This window comes from Sphingomonas longa (genome assembly GCF_016892685.1).
Classification (GTDB): Bacteria; Pseudomonadota; Alphaproteobacteria; order Sphingomonadales; family Sphingomonadaceae; genus Sphingomonas; species Sphingomonas longa.
In genome coordinates, this window is record NZ_JAFEMC010000001.1 from 1,160,636 (window position 1) to 1,180,135 (window position 19,500).

Below are 19,500 nucleotides of genomic sequence, written 5' to 3' on the forward strand. Positions count from 1 at the left end.
TCTCCCCTCCCGCTTGCGAGAGGGGCCGGGGGAGGGCCTGTCCGCAGCGGAATGACATTGGTTGTCGAGGAGGAGAGCCCCTCCCCCGGCCCCTCCCGCCCAGCGGGAGGGGAGCTATTCCGCCGCCACCCGCATCGGCTCCGCACCCGCCATCGGCGTCAGGCCGAGCTTCGCGAACAGCGCGGCGTCCGCGCCGTCGCCGGCATTGCCCGTCGTCAGCAGCTTGTCGCCCGTGAAGATCGAGTTCGCGCCGGCCATGAAGCACAACGCCTGCGTCGCCTCCGACATCGACTCGCGCCCCGCCGACAGCCGTACCATCGACAGCGGCATCGCGATCCGCGCCACCGCCACCGTCCGCACGAACTCGATATCGTCGATCTTCGCCATCGGGGTACCCGCCAGCATGTCGCCCAGCGGCGTCCCCCTCACCGGCACCAGCGCATTGACCGGCACGCTCTCGGGATGCCGCGGCAATGTCGCCAGCGCGTGGACGAAACCGACGCGGTCCTGCCGCGTCTCGCCCATCCCGACGATGCCGCCGCAGCAGACGGATATACCCGCCTCGCGCACGTTCGCCAGCGTATCCAGCCGGTCCTGAAAGGTGCGCGTGGTGATGACGTTGCCGTAATTCTCCGGCGAGGTGTCGATATTGTGGTTGTAGTAATCGAGGCCCGCCTCGGCCAACCGCTGCGCCTGCGCCGGCTCCAGCATCCCCAGCGTCATGCAGGTCTCCAGCCCCATGTCGCGCACGCCCTCGACCATCCGCACGATCGCGTCCATGTCGCGGTCCTTGGGGTTACGCCACGCCGCGCCCATGCAGAAACGCTGCGATCCCGCCGCCTTCGCCTCCGCCGCACTGGCGAGCACGGCGTCGACATCCATCAGCTTCTCCGCCTTCAACCCGCTGTCGGCGCTGGCGGATTGCGAACAGTATCCGCAATCCTCCGGGCATCCGCCGGTCTTGATCGACAGCAACGTGCAAAGCTGCACCTCGCCCGCCGCGTGATGCGCGCGGTGGACGGTCTGCGCGCGGAACATCAGTTCGTCGAACGGCAGGTCGAACAGGCCGGCGATCTCCGCGCGGGTCCAGTCGGTGCGCAGCATCGGCGCGACCGCATCCCGGCGCTCGGCAGTCAAAACAGTCACTCAGGCGGCCTCCAGTCGATCGTTGGAACGTCGCGCGGCATAGTCCGCCAGTGCGCTCGCGTAAAACGGTGCGGCCTTGCGGCCCTGCTCGCCCGCGGGCTGAGCGGCAATTCCGGCGGCGACGCGCGCCAGCGTCGCGGGCTCCACTGCGTCCAGCCGCGCGACCGCGATGCCGATCGTGAACAGCACCGCGCCCGTCTGCGGCAGCTTGCGCAGCGTCTGCCGCTCGCACCGCACGAACAGCGTCTCGCCGGCAGTGTCGGCGATCACGTGGGCGAAACGCTCGGCCGCGTCATCCTCGGGCAAGTACCGCAACGCGTCGCTCGCCACGACGAACCAGTTGGCGCGGCCGAACACCGCCCCCGGCGTCAGCGTGTCGAGGAAGTGATCCACCCCCGCCGACAATTGCTCCGCATAGCCGTGGATCGGCGCATGGATCGCCGCGACCGGCAGCCCGATCTTGTCGGCCAGCCGCCAGTCGGTTGGAAACGCCACCGCGCCGGCGGTCAGAACGAAGCGCCCCTGCCCGTCACGCTCCAGAACGCAGAGATCCTCCCACGTCGCCCCCGCGGCAGCGCGCAGGTCGCCACGGATCCCGACCAGCGCGGCCACCTCCGCCTGCGCTGCCACCGATCCGGGCAGCGACTGCACCGCACCCGGAAGGCCCAACCCCTCCAGCCGCGCCGCGCGGTCGAACTCCGGCAACAGCCAAGCCTCCGCCGGGATGCGCGACAGGCCCATGCGCAGCGCCCCGCCACCACGGCCCGCCCGCACCAGCGCATCGACGGTAAAACCCAGCGTCACCCGCGTCCGCTCACGCCGCATCCGCCTCGGCAGGCGGCATGTTATGGCCCAGCAGGCGCAACACCTCCTCCGCCGCCGCGATCAGGTTCGTGCCCGGCCCGAAGATCGCCTGCACCCCGGCGTCGCGCAAAGTCTGGTAATCCTGCGCCGGGATCACCCCGCCGGCGATGACCTTGATATCGGCCCGCCCCGCCTCGCGCAGATGCCCGATCAGTTCCGGGATCAGCGTCTTGTGCCCCGCCGCCAGCGAGGACGCGCCGACCACGTCGACATCCTTTTCCAGCGCCAGCACCGCCGCCTCCTGCGGGGTCTGGAACAGCGGCCCCGGCACGATCTCGAACCCCAGATCGGCGAACATCGACGACACGAGATTCGCCCCGCGGTCGTGGCCGTCCTGCCCCATCTTCGCCACCAGCATCCGCGGCTTGCGCCCCAGCCGCCGCTCCGTCGCATCGACCCCGTCCGTCAGCCGCGTCCAGCGCACGTCGTCGCCATATGCGCCGCCATAGATGCCGCTGACCGGCGTCGGCTGAGTTCCGTACCGCCCGAACGCCACTTCCATCGCCGCCGAGATCTCGCCCAGCGTCGCCCGTGCCCGCGCCGCCTCGACCGCCAGCGCCAGCAAATTGGCGCTACCCGCCGCCCCGTCGCGCAACGCACTCAACGCCGCCGAGCACGCCGCCTCGTCCCGCGATGCACGCACGCTCGCCAGCCGCGCGACCTGCGACTCGCGCACCGCGACATTGTCGACATCAAGGATGTCGATCGGGTCCTCGTCCTTCAGCCGGTATTTGTTCACGCCGACGATCACGTCCTCGCCGCGATCGACCCGCGCCTGTCGCGCCGTCGCGGCTTCCTCGATCATCGCCTTGGGCCAACCCTTGGCGACGGCGGCGGCCATGCCGCCCTCCGCCTCGACGCGCTCGATGATCGCCCACGCCTTGTAGACCAGCTCCTGCGTCAGCGCCTCGACATAGTAACTGCCGCCGAGCGGATCGACGACCTTGGTCATCCCCGTCTCTTCCTGGATCACGATCTGCGTGTTGCGCGCGATCCGGGCGGAAAAGTCGGTCGGCAGCGCGATCGCCTCGTCCAGCGCGTTGGTGTGGAGCGACTGCGTCCCGCCCAGCATCGCCGCCATCGCCTCGATCGTGGTGCGGATGACGTTGTTGTACGGGTCCTGCTCCTGCAACGACACGCCGCTCGTCTGGCAATGCGTACGCAGCATCTTCGACCGTTCGTCCCTGGCGCCCAGTTCGGTCATCACCCGGTGCCACAACGTCCGCGCCGCGCGCAGCTTGGCGACTTCCATGAAAAAGTTCATGCCGATCGCGAAGAAAAACGACAGGCGACCGGCGAACTTGTCGATGTCCAGCCCCGCCGCCATCGCCGCGCGCGCATATTCGCGACCGTCGGCGATCGTGAAGGCCAGCTCCTGCACCTGCGTCGCGCCGGCTTCCTGCATGTGATAGCCGCTGATCGAGATGCTGTTGAACTTCGGCATCTCGGCGGATGTGTAGGCGATGATGTCCGCGATGATCCGCATGCTCGGTTCGGGCGGATAGATGTACGTATTGCGGACCATGAACTCCTTCAGGATGTCGTTCTGGATGGTCCCGTCGAGCAGCTTGCGGTCGACGCCCTGTTCCTCGCCCGCGACGATGAAGAATGCCAGGATCGGGATCACCGCGCCGTTCATCGTCATGCTGACCGACATCTGGTCGAGCGGGATGCCGTCGAACAGGATCTTCATGTCCTCGACGCTGTCGATCGCCACGCCCGCCTTGCCGACATCCCCGGTGACGCGCGGATGGTCGCTGTCGTAGCCGCGGTGCGTCGCCAGATCGAACGCGACCGATAGCCCCTTCTGCCCCGCTGCCAGATTACGGCGATAGAAGGCGTTCGATGCCTCCGCGGTGGAGAAGCCGGCATATTGCCGGATCGTCCACGGCCGCCCTGCATACATCGACGCGCGCACCCCCCGCGTGAACGGTGCGAAGCCGGGCAGGCCGGGATCGCCCACCTTCTCCGGCGTCACGTCCGCCGCGGTGTAGAGCGGCTTGACGTCGATCCCCTCCGGCGTGCGCCACGTCAGGTCGCGGCCCTTCACCTCCTTCGCGGCGGCGGCGTTCCAGTCGGTCAGCGTCGGCTGCAAGACCGGTTCGGGCTGCGCAGGCGGTGGCGGCGCGGCACCGGCATCCTCGCCGATATTGGTCTCGATCTCGGCCATCTACTCGCCCTTGAACACCGGCTTGCGCTTTTCGAGAAAGGCTCGCCCGCCCTCCATCGAATCCGCGGACCCGCGGGCGGCGCGCTGGTTCTCCGCCTCCGCCAGCATCGCCGCCGCGTAATCGCTCTCCAGCGCCGCCGCCAACCCGCGCCGCATCAGGCCCAGCGCCACCGTCGGCCCCGCCGCCAGCCGCGCCGCCAGCGCGAACGCCTCCGCGTCCAGCGCGTCGTCCGCGACCACCCGGTGGATCATGCCCCAGTCGAGCGCCTTCGCCGCCGGGATCTTCTCACCCAGCATCATCATCTCCGCCGCCCGCGCCCGCCCGATCAGCCGCGGCAGCATCCACGACGCGCCACCATCCGGCACCAGCCCGATATTGACGAACGCCTGCAGGAAATACGCGCTCTCGCCCGCGATGCAGAAATCCGCCGCCAATGCCAGCGAACACCCGATCCCCGCCGCCGGCCCACGCACCGCGCTGACCAGCGGCACGCCCAATTTGGCCACCGCGAGCATCCCCGGATTGTAATGCTCCGTCAGCGCCGCGAACGTCGCGTTGCCCGGATCGTCCGCGCCCAGCGCCCCGCCCGCAACATCCGCACCCGAGCAGAACGCCCGTCCCGCCCCCGCGATCAGAACCGCCCGCGCGCCGCCAAGATCACCCAGCGCCGCGCGCAGTTCGTCGAACATCGCCGGCGGTGCGGCGTTCAACCGCTCCGGTCGGTTCAACGTCACGACCAGCACGTCGCCGCGCCGTCCGCTCAGGATATGCTCGTACCCGGCCATCAGTGGCTCCCGTCCCGCGGCGTTTCCATCAGTTCGATCAACAGCCCGCCAAAGTCGCGCGGATGCACGAACACGATCGGCGTCCCGTGCGCCCCGATCCGCGGCGCCCCCAGCACCCGCGCGCCCTTCGCGACCAGATCCGCGACCGCGACATGGATGTCCGGCACCTCGAAACACAGATGATGCTGCCCGCCGGCCGGGCTCTTCTTCAGAAACCCCGCGATCGGCGACGCCTCGTCCAGCGGCTGGATCAGCTCGACCTGCGTATTCGGCGCATCGACGAAACACACCCGCACGCCCTGGTCGGGCAGATCGAACGGCTCCCCGATGGCGGTCGCGCCCAGCAGGTTGCGGTACGTCTCCACCGACGCCTCGATCGAGGGCGTCGCGACGCCGACATGGTTCAGGCGACCTAGGGTCATCGATCGTTGCCAAACACGCGCGGTCACTCCTGAATCAACGCGGCGACCCGCGCCAGGGCAAGCGGTTTGTATCCCGTGATCGTCGCAAGCGGTTGTCCTGCCCTGTCGTATACGAGGGTGCGCGGTATCAGATTGTCGGACCGCCCGGTCAGCTTGCCGATCAGCGCTTCTGCCATCACGGCGTAATCGGCGGGGCCCGATCCCGCGGTCTGAAGAAAATCGGCGCGATCCTCTGGCTTTGCGTGATCGTCCCGAACGTTCAGCGCGATGAAGTTGATCGCCTCGGGGCCAACTGCCTGTCTGAGCCGCTTAAGATCGGGCGCCTCTTGACGACAGGGGCCGCACCAACTTGCCCAAAGATTAATGATGGTCGGTCGTCCACTACGAACGATATCGCGCAACTGAGCGCGTCGCCCATCTGGCATGATTATCGGCAGCGTAACGCTCGACGCCAAGCTAGGAGGCAGAGGCTCGCTGTCGAATGTGCGCGCCGCAACGAACAGCACAGCACAAGCAGCTAGCAGCAGCACCGCGAAGCCTATCCAGAGCCGCTTCCAAAACTTCCACGTTCTCGCGTAGGTCGGAGTAGCGGCAGTCGAAAGATCCTCCGCCATCACTCTTCGATCCGCCGCTGACGTGACGCCATCGCCGCGCCTTCGATCACGCCTTCCAACCGGCTGACGCGGTCGCGGAGTTCGCCGTGCGCTTCGGCCAGACGAGCAAAGGAGTCGGACTGGCTCTTCACGCTCTCCTTCAACTGCCGGATATCCTCCTGCATCATCAGGACCGTGCGCAGAGCTTGCAGCGCATCGCCGAAACCGCTCACGGTCGCGGAACCTCGCGAGCGAGCACGGCATCGACCCGGCGGTTGGCCTGCTCGATGGCGTCGATCGCCTCACGGATGTCGGCGCGCATCTTCGGTACAGCCTCTTCGACTTCACGCACCAACAGGCCCAGCTGCTCCTGATCGTCCGTAACCGCCTCGGCGATGTAGCGTGCGGATGCCTCGCGGACGACATGGCCGACCGACTTGCCGCTGCTGGCAGCGAAGGCATCCAGCGCCGCCTTGTGATCCGGGGTGGTCAGAAACGTCACGCGTTCGGTCTGCATGTCGGCACTCCTTCACATGACCTTATAATGTTCAGGAGTATTGCTCACAACGGAATGTTGTCATGCTTCTTCCACGGGTTCTCCAACTGCTTGCCCCGCAGCTTGCGCAAACCCAGCGCAATTCGGCGCCGCGTCGAGTGCGGCTGAATCACCTCGTCGATGAAGCCCTTCGCCGCCGCCACGAACGGGTTGGCGAAGCGCGCCTCGTACTCCGCCGTCCGTTCGGCGATCTCGTCCGGCGTCTTGCCGCGGAAGATAATCTCGACCGCGCCCTTCGCGCCCATCACCGCGATCTCCGCGGTCGGCCACGCATAATTCAGGTCGCCGCGCAGATGCTTGGACGCCATCACGTCGTACGCGCCGCCATACGCCTTGCGCGTGATGACGGTGATCTTCGGCACGGTCGCCTCGGCATAGGCGAACAGCAGCTTCGCGCCGTGCTTGATGATGCCGTTATGCTCCTGCGCCGTGCCCGGCAGGAAGCCCGGCACGTCGACGAACGTCACGATCGGGATTTCGAACGCGTCGCAGAACCGCACGAAGCGCGCCGCCTTCTTCGACGAATTGATGTCCAGCACCCCCGCCAGCACCATCGGCTGGTTCGCGACGATGCCGATCGTCCGCCCCTCGATCCGGCCGAAACCGCACAGGATGTTGCCTGCGTGCGCCGGCTGCACCTCGAAGAAATCGCCCTCGTCGACCGTCTTCCGGATCAGCTCGTGCATGTCGTACGGCTGGTTCGCTGACGCGGGGATCAGCGTGTCGAGACTGTCCTCGATCCGGTCCCACGCATCGGCGGTCGGCCGCTCCGGCACCGGCTCGCGGTTCGACAGCGGCAGGAAGTCGATGAAGTCGCGCGCCGCCAGCAGCGCCTCGATATCGTTCTCGAACGCCACGTCGGCGACGCTGGTCTTGGTCGTGTGCGTGATCGCGCCGCCCAGCGCCTCCTGCGTCACGACTTCGTTCGTCACCGTCTTGACGACGTCGGGGCCGGTCACGAACATGTAGCTCGAATCCTTCACCATGAAGATGAAGTCGGTCATCGCCGGCGAATAGACCGCGCCGCCTGCACATGGCCCCATGATGAGCGAAAGCTGCGGCACCACGCCGGACGCCAGCACGTTCCGCTGGAACACCTCGGCATAACCGCCGAGCGACGCCACGCCCTCCTGGATGCGCGCGCCGCCGCTGTCGTTCAGGCCGATCACGGGCGCGCCGACTTTCAGCGCCATGTCCATGATCTTGCAGATCTTCGCCGCATGTCGCTCCGACAGCGATCCGCCGAACACCGTGAAATCCTGGCTGAACACGAACACCAGCCGGCCGTTGATCGTGCCCGATCCGGTGACCACGCCGTCGCCCGGCACGATCTGGTCCTGCATGCCGAAGTCGACGCAGTTGTGCTCGACGAACATGTCGAGTTCTTCGAAGCTGTCCTCGTCGAGCAGTACGTCCAGCCGCTCGCGCGCGGTCAGCTTTCCCTTGGCGTGCTGGGCGGCGATCCTACGCTCTCCGCCGCCCAGCTTCGCCGCCGCGCGTTTCGCCTCCAGCATTGCGATGGTAGACGACATGGCAGTTCCTCTCGCAGACGCGGCAGCGCGCTTCCTGCCTGCGAGTCACTGCTCGCGCAAATGTGAAGTTGCGAAGTTGCGAACGCACAGCTTGTAAACTACTGCTCGACCATGTCGAAACCCCGCCTCTACGCCGGCGAGCAACTCCGCGACCTGCGCCGCGCCGCCGGCCTCAACCAGCGCGCGATGGCGACGCGGCTCGGTCTGTCGGTCAGCTATTTGTCGCAACTCGAAAGCAGCGAACGACCGCTGACCGCCAGCGTCGTCGCCGTCCTCGCCCGTCATTATCCGCAGGCGCTCGCCGCGATCGAGGGCGAGGCGCCCGCCCGCCGCCTCGCCGCGATCAACGCCGCACTGGGTTCGGACGCCGGCGCGCGGCTGGCCGAGGAACGCCCGGAGGTGGCGGATCGCCTGATCGCTCTCCACGAAGCCGCCCGCGCCGCCGAGGAACGGCTCGCCCTGGCGGAGGAGACGATGACGACGGGCACCGCAGCGCGCCTGCCGTGGGAGGCGGTGCGCGACTGGTTTCATGAGGCCGGCAACTATATCGACCCGCTCGACCGCGCCGCCGAAGCCCTCGCCGCCGAACTCGGCGCGATCGAGGGCGACGCTACCCTGCTCACCGCGCTTGCCCGCCACAATGTGACGATCGGCTCGGACCGCGACGCCGACGCACCGACCGCGCGCAGCGGCGACGGAACACTCGTCCTCAACGCCGCGCTGCCCGCCGAAAGCCGCCGCTTCCAGCTCGCGCATCGCCTCGCCGCATTGTCGTTCCCCGACATCGTCGCCACCGTCATCGAAGCATCCGGGCTGGAGAGCGAGGAGGCGCGCCGCCTGCTCCAGATCGGCCTCGCCAACTATGCCGCGGGCGCGCTGCTGATGCCCTATGCCCGCTTCCGCACGTCGGCTCGCGAAGTCCGCCACGATATCGACCGTCTCGCCCGCCGCTTCGGCGCCAGCTTCGAACAGGCGTGCCACCGCCTGTCCACGCTTCAGCGCCCGCAGGAGGAAGGCGTGCCCTTCTATTTCTGTCGTGTCGACATGGCCGGCAACGTGACGAAGCGCCACTCCGCCACCCGCCTCCAGTTCGCGCGCTTCGGCGGCACCTGTCCCTTGTGGATCGTCCACGAAGCCGCCGCGATCCCCGATCGCATCCTCGTCCAGCATGCGGAGACACCCGACGGCGTCCGCTACGTGACGATGGCGAAGGGGCTGGTGAAACCATCCGGCCGCTTCACCCGCGCACCGCGCCGCTATGCCGTCGCGCTGGGGTGCGAGGCCGTGCACGCTGCGGATTTCGTCTATGCCGACGCCGTCGACCGCACCGGGCCACCGACGCCGATCGGCACCTCCTGCCGCCTCTGCCCCCGCCCCGACTGCGACCAGCGTGCCTTTCCCCCGGCCGACCGCCGCATCGCGGTGGAGCCGGAGACACGGCGCATCGTGCCGTACCGGATCGTGTAGCGGTCCCTTTCGGCTAACTGCCTCCCCCGTTCGGCCTGAGCGAAGTCGAAGGCCATGCGCCAAGCCAAGGTGCGTCGACGGCGCTCAGCACGAACGGGTAGGGGAATAGATAATGAAGTAGCAGCGGCCGAACCAAAGTTGGAGCGCGCGAGGCTGAACGTCCCATTCAGGAACAGCCGCCCCCCGCCGCGGGTTACCCCGACATGGACCTGCCACCACCCCCGATCCCAGACCCCGCCCGAACCAGTCTGTTCCTCGACTTCGACGGCACCCTCGTAGACCTCGCCGCGACCCCGGACGGCGTCACCGTCAGCCCCGAGCTCGGCACCCTGCTACGACGTCTCGGGGAAACGATGCCCGGTCGTGTTGCGATCGTCAGCGGCCGTTCGGTCGCGCAACTCGACGCGATGCTCGGCGATCACCTCACCGGCATCGCCATCGCCGGCAGTCACGGCGCGGAGCGTCGCACGCCCGACGAGGGACACGTCCAACCCGATCGCACCGCCCCCCTCGAACGCGCCGTCGCCGAGCTTCAGCCCTATGCCGATGCCAATGGCCTGATCTTCGAAGCGAAAACACTCGGTGCCACACTCCACTACCGCGCCGATCCATCGCGCGAGGAGGCCGCGGTTGCGATGGCGGAGGAGGTCGCCGCCCGCCACGGCCTTCATGCCGGCCGCGGCAAGATGATGATCGAGGTCCGCCTGCCCGGCGACAAGGGTAGCGCGTTGAGAACCCTGATCGACTCCGCCGCGATGAAGGGCACCGAGCCCTGGTTCCTTGGCGACGACGTGACCGACGAGGATGGGTTCGCCGCCGCGCAGGCACTCGGCGGCGCGGGCATCCTCGTCGACCCGCCGCGCACCACCAAAGCGCGCTATCGACTGGACGACGTTCCCGCCGTCCATGACTGGCTCACTAAAATCGCCAACAGGGCTACGGAGCCAACGGCATGAGCCGCCTCGTCGTCATCTCCAACCGCGTCGCCGTGCCGAAACAGGGCGAGAGCGGCAATCAGGGCGGCCTCGCCGTCGCGCTGCAATCGGCATTGCGCCAGCATGGCGGGCTCTGGTTCGGCTGGTCTGGGGAGACGACCGAGCAGTTCACCGGCACGATCCACGATGCGGAGGGCGCGGGCATCACCACCGCGACGATCGACCTCGAGGAACAGGATATCGAGGAATATTACAACGGTTTCGCGAACCGCACCCTGTGGCCGCTCTTCCACTACCGCATCGACCTGACCGAATTCGAGCGCGACTTCGAGGGCGGCTACCAGCGCGTCAACCAGCGGTTCGCCGACACCGTCGCGCCGCTGATTGAGGACGACGATCTCGTCTGGGTGCACGACTATCACCTGATCCCGCTCGGCAAGAAGCTGCGCGAGGGCGGGCTGCGCAACCGGCTCGGCTTCTTCCTGCACACGCCGTGGCCGCCGACACGGCTGCTGACCGCGCTGCCCAGCCACCGCAAGCTCGTCGAATCGCTGTTCGCCTATGACGTGGTCGGCTTCCATACCGAGGACTGGCTCGACAGTTTCCACCATTATGTCACCAGCCTGATGGGCGGCACCGTCGACGGCACGCGCGTGACGGTCGGCGACCGGACCATTTGCGCGATCATCGCCCCGATCGGCATCGACACCGCCGAGTTCGAAGCCGCCGCCACGTCCGACGAAGCCCGCTTCGCGCGCGAGCGGATGTACATGTCCGCCACCGGCCGCAGCCTGATCGTCGGCGTCGACCGGCTCGACTATTCGAAGGGACTGCGCCAGCGCTTCCTCGGCTACGAACGCTTCCTCGCCAGCCAGCCCGAACGCCGCGGCCTGACCAGCTTCCTCCAGATCGCCCCGCCCAGCCGCGAAAAGGTCGACACCTATCAGGAGATCCGCGCCGATCTCGACGCGCTGTCGGGCCGGATCAACGGCGAATATGCCGATATCGACTGGACGCCGATCCGCTACGTCAACCGCGGCTATCCGCGGCAGGACCTCGCCGGCATCTTCCGCGCCGCCCGCGTCGCGCTGGTCACACCCCTGCGGGACGGCATGAACCTCGTCGCCAAGGAATATGTCGCCGCACAGGACCCGGAGGACCCCGGCGTCCTCGTCCTGTCGGTGTTCGCTGGCGCCGCCGAGCAGATGAAGGACGCGGTGCTGGTCAATCCCTACAGCGCGGAGGAGATGGCCGACGCCCTCGTCACCGCGCTAACCATGCCCCGCGAGGAACGCATCCGTCGCTGGCAGGCCCTGATCGCCGGCGTCCGCGAACAGGACGTGTTCTGGTGGTGCGCCCGCTTCCTCGACGCACTGGAAGCGGTCAAGGAACGTGAGATGGCGTGAGCCCGTCGGGCTTGCCCCCCGACATTCACCGACAAAAGAAAATGACGGATATTTTATCACGGTCTAGGTTCAGCCCACCCGAACCGATGTGAGCGGCAAGCATGAACTATTTCCCGCTAGTATTGGCTATTGCGTTGATCTGCTCGGCCGCCGAAGCCACGCGTGAAGCTCCGCAAAGCTGGACCAAGGCTGGCGGTAGCTACACGCAGTATCAGGCGGACAGCGTAGAATGCGCGAAGGTCGGCTATTTCAGGGATGTCGCGAACGACAAACCCGCCAAACAGTTCATCCGCGGCTTCGAAACCGCGGATCGGCTTCTGAACCTGCCTTCACCGATCGCCAACGATAATCGGGCCTTCGCAGTAGCGCGAACGCAACCCTCCCGTAAAATGGTGCAGGTCCACGCCATTCAGGTCGGCGACGTCGAACGCTGCCTGACGGCGAGGGGCTATCGCAAGTTCACCCTGACGAAGGCGGAGGCGAGAAAGGTCGCATCGTTCGACCGGGGAACGGACGCGAGACGCCGCTACCTCTTCGACATCGGTGTTTCGAGAAACGCCGACCCCGCCGCTAGGGCAGGGCCGAAACCACCGGCATCGTGAGCGCTCCAGCGAGCCGTCGCCGGAGACACCAACGCAGCCATCCGCCCTCAACCCCCTGCCCCCCCCTTACGGCGTTCCTCCCCGGGCCGGCCCTTCACCGCATTCGCTTGCGCAAAATCCCATCTCGTGAATAGACATTGACAGCGGGTCGGGGAGGACAAGGTCATGCGGCATCTGTGGGTCGGGCTGGCGGGCGTGGCGTTGGCGTCGTGCAGCAAGGCACCGGACGGCAGCGGTCCGGGCGATGCGACCACGTCCGCCGGCGGCGTCGCCTTCGCCTATCGCTATGATTTCCGGCTGCCGGGAGCCCGGATCTCTGACGCGCAGGAGGGCCATGCCCTCGCCTGCGAGCAGTTGAGACCAGGTCGTTGCCGTATCACCGGCATGACCTATCGCGTCGACCCGTCGGGCCAGGTTTCCGCCAGTCTCGACCTCCGCGTCGCCAGTCCGATCGCCAGACGAATGGGTCGGGAGGGCGTCAGGGCCATCGAGCAGGCCGGCGGCGCGCTGACCGGGGCCGAGATCACCGGCACCGATGCCGCCGGGGACATCGCGGCGGCCCAGATGGGCAAGGCGGATGCGCGCAGCGATCTGGCGGACGTCGACCGCCAGCTTGCCCGATCCGATCTGCCCGTCGCTATCCGTCGCGACCTTACGACGCGTCGCGCCAGCCTGATCGAAACGCGGCGGGTAGAGGATCAGGCCGCCGTCGCCGCACAGGCCAGCGTCGCCACGACGCCGATCGGCTTCACCTATCGGGCGGGTACGGGCGTCGGCCTGACCGCCCGGTTAGAGGAGGCCGGGCAGGCGGGCTACGCGTCGCTCATCTGGACGCTGGTGACGACGCTGACGCTGCTGGCGTATCTCGGGCCGCCGCTGATCCTGCTGCTGTTGCTCGCGCTGCTGTGGCATCGGGTCGGCCGACGCTGGTGGAGCCGCGCGTTCCCCCAGAAAGCCGTCGACTGACATTCGAAGAGGCAGAGCCGGGCCGCTCGACAGCGCGATGAGGCGCAGCGCGGTGCATGCCGGGGCTGACCCGGCATGCGTGGCGATTCCGGTGACTAGGCGGCGGGCTCAGCAGGAGCCGCTGCTGCGGGAGCGCCGGCAGGAGCCGGCAACGCTGCCCCCGCGAGCGGCGGCGGCGGCGCATCGCCGCGCGGTCCCTTTGGTCCGCGGTGATCCGGCCCCCCTTCCGGACCGCCGCCCGGGCCGCGACCACGACCCGGCGGCGGGCCGATCGGCCGCAGCGACGACACCTTGTTCGCCCCGTCGATCAGGAACGATGCGCGCAGCATGCCCCTGTCGTAACGGCCCTGCACGCCGACCGTCTGGCCGGCGGTCACCAGCGCGGTGTCGTCGCCGGCCCGGCCGAGATCGACCAGCGCACGACCGGTGCCGTCGTCGGCGATGAACTTGTTACCGAACACTTCGGCGACGCGGGCGCGGACGGTGACGACCCCCGTGTCCGACGCGACGAGGCTGCGGATCGGCACCGGCCGCATCGGCGCCATCTCGATCGAGGGATCGAGGGCGTGGCCCGCGACGATACCGGCCGTGCCGCCCGCGGCGAGCAGGACGACCGCGGCGATCGCCGCACGAGTCTTGGTGGTGAAGGTGGGAAGGGGCATGATCGACTCTCCGTGGTTGATGCCCTGCTTCTACGCCGTCGCTGCCACGCCACGCTGAACCGCGCGGTTCAGTTTCGGTTTAGCCTCCGCGCCTAGCGCGCCTATCGAGAGTGAGAGGGAGACGGCGGGTGCGCGTGTTGCTGGTGGAGGACGACGCGGCGCTGGCGGACGGAATCGCACGGGCGTTGCGCGCCGAGCATTTCGCCGTCGATGTCGCCACCGACGGGGAGGATGGCGGGCATCTCGGCTCGACCGAAACCTATGACGCGATTGTCCTCGACCTCGGTTTGCCGAAGCGCGACGGGCTGTCGGTGCTGGCGGAATGGCGGCGGGAGGGCCGGACAGCACCGGTGCTGATCCTCACCGCGCGCGATGCGTGGTCGGAAAAGGTGCAGGGCTTCAAGGCGGGTGCGGACGATTACCTGACCAAGCCGTTCCGCGTCGAGGAACTGGTGATGCGGCTGCGTGCACTCGTCCGCCGTGCCGCGGGGCATGCTGCCAGCGTGATCACCTGCGGCGCGCTGGCGTTCGATGCGCAGACCGGCCAATTCGAGCTCGACGGCTTGCCGCTGAAGCTGACCGCGTTCGAATGGCGCGTCCTGTCTGCCTTGATCCTGCGCCGCGAAGTGGTGGTGGAGCGGCTCGACCTGCTGGAGCGCGTCTACGAGGGCGATGCCGACGTCGACTCCAACTCGCTGGAGGTCATCATCGGCCGGCTGCGGCGCAAGATCGGCGCGGACCGGATCGAGACGGTGCGCGGTCGCGGCTATCGCCTGACCGCCGGGGCGGCATGACGTTGCTGCCGAAGTCCCTGAGGGGCCGGCTGCTGGTGACGGCCGGTGCAGCGCTGGTCGTCGCGCTGGCATTCGCCGGCATCGCGATCGGGCACGTGCTGGAACGCTTCGTCACGCAGAACCTAGACGAGCGGTTGGACGCGCAGATCGCCGTCGTCGCGCGCGCAATACGCCCGGACGGCAGCATCGCCCCTCTGGCCGCCGTCGATCTGCCGCCGTTCGATCGTCCCGGCAGCGGCTGGACGTGGCGGATCGATGCGCCGGGCGGATCACTCGCGTCGCGTTCCGCGATGTCGCCGCTTCGGCTGAGGCGACAGCGTGGGGAGCATCACGGTCCGGATCGTGTCGGTCCGGACGGTCCGCAGCCGTTCGAAGCCCGCGCTGACGACGGCGATCGGGTACATGGTCGCGCCCTCGTCATCCCCACCACACGCGGCGATGCCACCGTGTCCGCGACGGGTCCGCGGGATGTGGTGGAACGCCCGCTGCGAGAGGCGATCGTGCCGCTCGCGACCTCGCTGCTGCTGCTGGGTGCGGGGCTGGCGCTGGCGATCTTCGTTCAGTTGCGCCTCGGCCTCAAACCCTTGGACAAGATCGCGGCGATGCTGGCGGAGATACGCGACGGCCGACGCGAGCGGATCGATGTCGACGAGCCGACCGAACTCCGGCCGATGTTGGCGGAACTCAACGCGCTGATCGATGCGAATCGGTTGGCGCTGGAGCGAGCGCGCGGCCACACCGCCAATCTGGCGCACGGCCTGAAGACGCCACTCGCGGCGCTGCGCCTCGACATCGCTGCAGCCGGGCTGGACGACAGCCCGATCGCTGCGCACGCCGCGAGGATCGAGGGGCAGGTGCGCCACCATCTCGGCCGCGCCCGCGCCGCCAGCCTCGCTGCCGCGAGCAGCGCCAGCGTACCCCTCGCCCCGGTCGTCGCCGACCTCGTCGCGGCCCTCGCGCGGATCCACGCCGACCGGAGCATCATCGCGACGGCGTCCATCGCCGACGACCTGTCCGTCCGCGCCGATCGGCAGGACGTGGAGGAGGCGCTCGGCAACCTGATCGACAATGCGTGGCGGCACGCCCGCGCCCACGTCACCATCGGTGCATCCGCCACGACGGGCACGGTTCACATCGTCATCGCCGACGACGGCCCCGGCATCCCCCCGGATCGCCTCGCACAGGTCGCACAACCCGGCCAGCGCCTGGACGAGCGCGGCGATGGCCACGGCTTCGGCATTCCGATCGCACGTGAACTGGTGGAACTCGCGGGCGGCACGCTGGCGGTCCGCAACGGCCAGGTCGGGCTTGAGGTTGTGGTCGAACTGCCGTTGGCGCGCGTGCGTTGAACGACGGTCGAGTTCCCTTGCGTCAGCCGTAACTCGCCGACCACATCAGCCCGGCGATATGCTCCGGCGTCAGCACCGACCTCACCAGCGTTGCGACGCCGTCCTCGACCGCCTGATGCGCCACCACCAGAGCGATGTGCTGCGCCACGTCGCGCAGACGGTCGATCGGCGGCAGCAGCCCGGCGGCATTGCCCATGCTGCCCAGATCGCCGAGTGCCCGCGCCGCCGCCATGAACATCCCGTCGGTCACCGCCAGCGCCCCGGCCGCGATCGCGCCGAGGCCGACGCCGGGAAAGATGTAGACGTTGTTGACCTGCGTCACGCCTTCCACCCCGAACGGGCTGCCGGTGCCGACCAGCGCTCGCCCGTCGGTCCAGGCCAGCAGGTCCGCGGGATGCGCCTCCGCGCGGGAGATCGGGTTGGACAACGGGAAGATCACCGGCCGCTCGCATCCCGCCGCCATCGCACGCACCACCGCCTCACCGAACGCGCCCATCTGACCCGACGCGCCGATCAGCACGGTCGGGCGGACGTTGACGACCGTATCGAGCAGCCCGATCTGGTGCGATCCGCTCAGCGTCCAGCCCGCGACTTCGGCGGCATCGCGCGCCAGCTTCACCTGCTGGTCGGGAAGGCGCGGAATGTCGGACAGGATCAGGCCGTCGCGATCGACCGCCCACAACCGTGCCCGCGCCGCCTGCTCGGACAGTCCCTCGTCCATCATCGCCCGGACCAGCATCTCGGCGACGCCGCTGCCCGCCGCGCCGGCCCCGAACAGCACGACGCGCTGCTCGGTCAGCGGCACGCCGGTGTGGCGGATCGCCGCGAGCAACGTGCCCGTCGCGGTCGCCGCCGTTCCCTGGATGTCGTCGTTGAAGCTCAGCAACGTGCCGCGATACCGCTCCAGCAGGTCGTACGCGTTCTTGCCCGCGAAATCCTCCCATTGCAGCAGCACGTTGGGGAACCGCTCGACCACGGCCTCGACGAAGGTTTCGACGAACGCGTCGTAATCGCCGCCACGGATACGCGGGTTGCGCCAGCCGACGTATAGCGGATCGTCGCGCCGCGCGGCATTGTCGGTGCCGACATCGAGCAGGATCGGCAGCACCTCCGCCGGATGGATGCCGGCGCACGCGGTGTAGAGCGCCAGCTTGCCGATCGGGATCCCCATGCCGCCGGCGCCCTGATCGCCCAGACCCAGGATACGCTCGCCATCGCTGACGACGATCACCTTCACGCGGTCGAGCGCGGGATCGGCGAGGATGTCGGCGATCTTGTCGCGATTGGGATAGCTCAGGAACAGCCCGCGCGGACGCCGCCAGATCTCGCTGAACCGCTCGCATCCTTCCCCCACCGTCGGCGTATAGACCAGCGGCAGCATGCGCGGCAGGTCGTGCTGCACCAGCGCGTGGAACAGCACCTCGTTCGAATCCTGCAACTCGCGCAGAAAGGCGTAGCGATGGAAATCGTCCGCCATGCCCTCCAGCGCCCGCCGCCGCCGTGCGATCTGGCTGTCGAGCGTACCGACATGCGGCGGCAACAGTCCATGCAGGCCGAGCACGTCGCGCTCCGCTTCCGTAAAGGCCGTACCCTTGTTGGTCAGTGGATCGCCGAGCAGGGCACGTGCGGCGGCATGGGCGTGGGGGGCGATGTCGGGTCTCCCGTGGGTGTCAGAAGCGCAGGCTGAGCCAGCCGGCGAAGAAATCGGAACTGGCATAGCCCGCGCGCGTCAGCGACGGCCCAGCCTGCAAATGCTCGTAGCGGCCCGTGAACGAGACGCGAGGGGTGATCGTCCACACGATCTGTGCGCGCGTGGTGTCCGCGATCTTGCGCGCGGTGACGTTCTGCGTGCCCGCGAACGCGGTGCCGTTGGCGCGGTAGACCGCGTCGCGCACGTCGTCGCGCCACGACCATTGATACTCGACCGTTGCACGCACGCCCTTCAGCGGGGTAAAGGTGAAGTTCGGCGCGACGGCGATGAAGTTCGTCGGCGTCGCGAACAGCTGATAGCTGTAATAGATGTTGTTGCCGAACGGAGCGAGCGCCGTGCGCAACGTGCCCGTCCCATAGGAACCGCCGCCGCTGCCGTAATCGGCGTGGATGCCGATGCGCGGCGCGGTCCGGTCCTTGCCCAGACGATAGGTCTGCGCGGCGAAGACCTGCCACGCCGACAGATTCCGGCCGTTGTAGCTGCCACCCTGATAGTTCACCGTCCAATCGAGATTCACCGGACCGGCATCACCGTACAGATGCACCCCGTAGAAGCTGCGTTCCTCGCGCGCGGTGGTCCGGCCCCACACCGCATTGCGGTTGCGCAGCCGCCAGACGAAGGGATCGAGGTACAGCTTCGATCCGCCGAACAGCGACGTCGGCAGCACGACGCCGGTCGACACGCCCGAGAAGCGCCGCGCCTTGTCGACATTGTCGTCGCTGGTGCCACCCAGCCCCAGCGCCGTCGTGTAATAGTCGAAGAAGTCCGCGCGCAGCGTCTTGCCGCGCGTCCACGCCCGAACGCCGTTATAGACGAAGAAGATCGTATTGTTGTCACGGGGCACGACCATCAGGTTCGGGCCATCGGCAAAGGTCTGGCGACCATAGCGGATGCCGACGTCGATCCCCTCGACCTGCGCCGTGGCGTCGACGAAGGATTGCTGCACGACCAGATCGTTGCGGAGCGTGCCCGCGACATTGCCCAGGTTCTGGCCCGCCAGCCCGCCATGCGCGATCTCGCCATACGCACGGAAATGCGGACCGACATGCAGGTCGGCGCCGCCGACGATGCGGTTGATATCCTGCCGCTGCGCCTCCGCCTCGCGCAGGTTCGGGTTGGTGGTGGCGTTGACGCGCAGGCGGAACTCGCCGGACAGCGTCAGGTAAACGTCGCCGTCGCTGTCGATCGGGATGTACTTCAGCCGGTCGAGCACGTCGTCCCGCTTCTTCGGGTCGCGGAAGCGCGTCCAGTTCTCGACCCAGCGCGACTGGTTGTAGCCGCCGTTGGTGACGCCGTCGCCCGCGCCCTCCCCCGGATAGGATTCCGACAGCGGCGCGGCCGCGGTGGGGTCGGTACGCTCCTTCGGCGCGATCGGCTGGCCCTGCGGTGCCGGAACGGTCTGCGCGAGTGCCGGACCGGCGAGCAGAAGCGCGATCGTGGGGGTGGCACCACCAAGGGCGCGTCGAAATCTGGTCATCGTCATTCTTCCTGGTGAAAGTCGCTGTCAGGTGCGCGATAGATGGCGCAGGTTAAGGGGCC

The 19,500-nt window shown here is 68.2% G+C and carries 19 protein-coding genes; 7 read left to right on the forward strand and 12 right to left on the reverse strand.

Annotation, left to right across the window (positions count from 1 at the left end; translation table 11 throughout):
* Positions 1 to 114: 114 nt before the first annotated feature.
* The 9 genes from bioB to ILT43_RS05720 are packed head-to-tail and all read right to left on the reverse strand — an operon-like array spanning position 115 to position 8,069.
* Positions 115 to 1,104: a biotin synthase BioB gene (gene bioB, locus ILT43_RS05680; RefSeq protein WP_204196177.1), complete on the reverse strand. Its 990-nt coding sequence runs from the start codon at positions 1,102 to 1,104 to the stop codon at positions 115 to 117.
* Between the two features lie 42 nt (positions 1,105 to 1,146).
* Positions 1,147 to 1,971, reverse strand: a complete 825-nt coding sequence (locus tag ILT43_RS05685) for a heme-dependent oxidative N-demethylase family protein (protein WP_204195970.1) — start codon at positions 1,969 to 1,971, stop codon at positions 1,147 to 1,149.
* Entirely contained in the window at positions 1,961 to 4,180 is a 2,220-nt protein-coding gene (gene scpA / locus ILT43_RS05690) for a methylmalonyl-CoA mutase (RefSeq protein WP_204195971.1), read from the reverse strand. Before scpA ends, ILT43_RS05685 begins: the two co-directional genes overlap by 11 nt.
* Positions 4,181 to 4,966 (reverse strand): enoyl-CoA hydratase-related protein, encoded by a 786-nt coding sequence (locus ILT43_RS05695; RefSeq protein ID WP_204195972.1) that lies wholly within the window; start codon positions 4,964 to 4,966, stop codon positions 4,181 to 4,183.
* Entirely contained in the window at positions 4,966 to 5,388 is a 423-nt protein-coding gene (gene mce, locus ILT43_RS05700) for a methylmalonyl-CoA epimerase (protein ID WP_204195973.1), read from the reverse strand. Before mce ends, ILT43_RS05695 begins: the two co-directional genes overlap by 1 nt.
* A 23-nt stretch (positions 5,389 to 5,411) precedes the next feature.
* The gene (locus tag ILT43_RS05705) at positions 5,412 to 6,002 is read right to left on the reverse strand and encodes a TlpA family protein disulfide reductase (RefSeq protein ID WP_204195974.1); all 591 of its coding nucleotides are present in this window, start codon (positions 6,000 to 6,002) and stop codon (positions 5,412 to 5,414) included.
* Entirely contained in the window at positions 6,002 to 6,214 is a 213-nt protein-coding gene (locus ILT43_RS05710) for a hypothetical protein (protein WP_055845833.1), read from the reverse strand. The genes ILT43_RS05705 and ILT43_RS05710 overlap by 1 nt, the downstream gene beginning before the upstream one ends.
* Complete coding sequence (locus ILT43_RS05715) at positions 6,211 to 6,498, reverse strand: hypothetical protein (RefSeq protein ID WP_204195975.1); 288 nt, start codon at positions 6,496 to 6,498, stop codon at positions 6,211 to 6,213. The genes ILT43_RS05710 and ILT43_RS05715 overlap by 4 nt, the downstream gene beginning before the upstream one ends.
* 44 nt (positions 6,499 to 6,542) lie before the next feature.
* Positions 6,543 to 8,069, reverse strand: a complete 1,527-nt coding sequence (locus tag ILT43_RS05720; RefSeq protein ID WP_204195976.1) for an acyl-CoA carboxylase subunit beta — start codon at positions 8,067 to 8,069, stop codon at positions 6,543 to 6,545.
* 111 nt (positions 8,070 to 8,180) lie between these two features.
* Between ILT43_RS05720 and ILT43_RS05725 the strand changes: the two genes are divergently transcribed.
* The 5 genes from ILT43_RS05725 (at position 8,181) to ILT43_RS05745 (ending at position 13,445) form a co-directional block, all read left to right on the forward strand.
* Positions 8,181 to 9,536 (forward strand): helix-turn-helix domain-containing protein, encoded by a 1,356-nt coding sequence (locus tag ILT43_RS05725; protein ID WP_204195977.1) that lies wholly within the window; start codon positions 8,181 to 8,183, stop codon positions 9,534 to 9,536.
* A 203-nt stretch (positions 9,537 to 9,739) separates the two neighbouring features.
* Complete coding sequence (otsB, locus tag ILT43_RS05730) at positions 9,740 to 10,492, forward strand: trehalose-phosphatase (protein WP_204195978.1); 753 nt, start codon at positions 9,740 to 9,742, stop codon at positions 10,490 to 10,492.
* The gene (locus ILT43_RS05735) at positions 10,489 to 11,877 is read left to right on the forward strand and encodes an alpha,alpha-trehalose-phosphate synthase (UDP-forming) (RefSeq protein WP_204195979.1); all 1,389 of its coding nucleotides are present in this window, start codon (positions 10,489 to 10,491) and stop codon (positions 11,875 to 11,877) included. The genes otsB and ILT43_RS05735 overlap by 4 nt, the downstream gene beginning before the upstream one ends.
* A 101-nt stretch (positions 11,878 to 11,978) precedes the next feature.
* A complete protein-coding gene (locus tag ILT43_RS05740; RefSeq protein WP_204195980.1) occupies positions 11,979 to 12,479 on the forward strand; it encodes a hypothetical protein in 501 nt (166 codons plus the stop codon).
* 165 nt (positions 12,480 to 12,644) lie between these two features.
* Positions 12,645 to 13,445, forward strand: a complete 801-nt coding sequence (locus ILT43_RS05745; protein WP_204195981.1) for a hypothetical protein — start codon at positions 12,645 to 12,647, stop codon at positions 13,443 to 13,445.
* Positions 13,446 to 13,540: 95 nt separating this feature from the next.
* On the opposite strand, the gene ILT43_RS05750 is transcribed toward ILT43_RS05745, so the two are convergent.
* Positions 13,541 to 14,107 (reverse strand): hypothetical protein, encoded by a 567-nt coding sequence (locus ILT43_RS05750; protein ID WP_204195982.1) that lies wholly within the window; start codon positions 14,105 to 14,107, stop codon positions 13,541 to 13,543.
* Positions 14,108 to 14,235: 128 nt separating this feature from the next.
* On the opposite strand from ILT43_RS05750, the gene ILT43_RS05755 reads away from it, so the two are divergent.
* On the forward strand, positions 14,236 to 14,901 hold the full coding sequence (locus ILT43_RS05755) for a response regulator (RefSeq protein ID WP_204195983.1): 666 nt from the start codon (positions 14,236 to 14,238) through the stop codon (positions 14,899 to 14,901).
* Positions 14,898 to 16,250, forward strand: coding sequence for a sensor histidine kinase (locus tag ILT43_RS05760; protein WP_204195984.1), 1,353 nt, complete (start codon positions 14,898 to 14,900; stop codon positions 16,248 to 16,250). Before ILT43_RS05755 ends, ILT43_RS05760 begins: the two co-directional genes overlap by 4 nt.
* Before the next feature lie 22 nt (positions 16,251 to 16,272).
* Here ILT43_RS05760 and ILT43_RS05765 read toward each other — a convergent pair whose 3' ends face one another.
* Both ILT43_RS05765 and ILT43_RS05770 read right to left on the reverse strand, forming a co-directional pair.
* Positions 16,273 to 17,967, reverse strand: coding sequence for an NAD-dependent malic enzyme (locus tag ILT43_RS05765; RefSeq protein ID WP_204195985.1), 1,695 nt, complete (start codon positions 17,965 to 17,967; stop codon positions 16,273 to 16,275).
* Positions 17,921 to 19,438 carry an alginate export family protein gene (locus ILT43_RS05770; RefSeq protein WP_204195986.1) on the reverse strand — a complete coding sequence of 506 codons (1,518 nt, stop codon included), beginning with the start codon at positions 19,436 to 19,438 and terminating at the stop codon, positions 17,921 to 17,923. Before ILT43_RS05770 ends, ILT43_RS05765 begins: the two co-directional genes overlap by 47 nt.
* Positions 19,439 to 19,500 lie beyond the last annotated feature (62 nt).